Genomic DNA, 1,298 nt, shown 5'->3' with positions numbered 1-1,298 from the left:
CACCCTCGACGTCGCCCGGCACGCCGTCGGACAGGCCTGCCGGGAGGGCATCGAGATCACCTCCGTGGCCCTGTCGACCCAGCGCGCCACCGCCCTGCTGTGGGACCGCGTCACCGGACACCCCCTGCTGCCCGCCGTCGTGTGGCAGGACCGCCGGTACGCGCACGACCTCGTCGCGTACGAAGCCGCATGGGACGCCCCGCTGCTGGCCCGTCAGGGCCGGCCGGTCGGGTCGCGCGCCCCCTTCCTCTGGGCGGCCCGGCAGATCGCCGAGCACCCGGACGTGGCGGCGGCGCACCGCGAGGGAAGGCTGCTCTTCGGCACCGTCGACACCTGGCTGATCTGGCGCCTGACCGGCGGGGCCGTGCACGCCACCACCCCCACCAACGCGGCCTCCACCGGCGGTTACCTCCTCACCGAGCACGCCTGGGACGAGGAGTGGATCGCCCGCCTCGGATTCCCCGTCGAGCTGCTGCCCGAACTCCGCTCCGACGACGCCGGGTTCGGCCCGACCGCCCCGGCCGCCCTCGGCATCTCCGTCCCGCTGGCCGCGTCCATGGGCGACCAGCACGCGGCGCTCCTCGCGCTCGGCGGCCTCGACGCGGGACAGGGCATGTGCATGTACGGGACCGGCGCCTTCGTGGACGCCGCGACCGGCCCGCGCGCCGCCCTGCCCCGGCCCGACATCTCCGGGGTCGTCGCCCAGCCCGCGTTCCGGCAGGGCACCACCACGCACTACAGCCTGGAGGCGTACACCTCCACGGCGGGCTCCGCGCTGCGCTGGCTCTGCGACGACCTCGGCCTGTTCGCCTCGCCGCAGGAACTGACGGAACTGGCCGGGCAGGTCGGCCACCGACCCGGCCGCACCCCGTGGTTCGTGCCGGCACTCGCCGGCGTACGCACCCCCGTATGGCACCCGGAGGCCACCGCCGCCCTCACCGGCCTCACCCTCGCCACCACCCGCGCCGACGTGGCGCACGCCGTCCTCGACGGCATCGCGCATTCGGTCTGCGACCTGATCGACGGCGTCGCCGACACCATGGGCACCCCCTTCACCCGGCTCAGGCTCGGCGGGGGAGTGTCCGGCAGCGACCCCCTCATGCAGACCCAGGCCGACCTCACCGGCCTGCCCCTGGAGCGGGTCACGGACTCCGCCACCGCCAGCCTGCGCGGCACCGCCTACCTCGCCGGTGTCACCCAGGGCCTGTGGTCCTCGCTCGACGAGGTCGTCGAGGCCCAGCCCCGCGGCCGGATCTTCACGCCCGCCACCGACCCCGACGAACGCGCCGCGCGGCGCG

Annotated in this window: 1 protein-coding gene; it reads left to right on the top strand. The window is 75.7% G+C overall.

All coding sequences use genetic code 11. The annotated features are described in order from the left end of the window. Nucleotides 1-1,298 (top strand): FGGY family carbohydrate kinase (locus AOK22_RS36960; RefSeq protein WP_055703041.1); only part of this gene is annotated, 1,298 nt, incomplete at both ends.

Source organism: Streptomyces silaceus (assembly GCF_001419745.1).
Classification (GTDB): domain Bacteria; phylum Actinomycetota; class Actinomycetes; order Streptomycetales; family Streptomycetaceae; genus Streptomyces; species Streptomyces silaceus.
The sequence above is the reverse complement of the archived record's forward strand: the minus strand, read 5'-3'. Positions and strand labels throughout refer to the sequence as shown.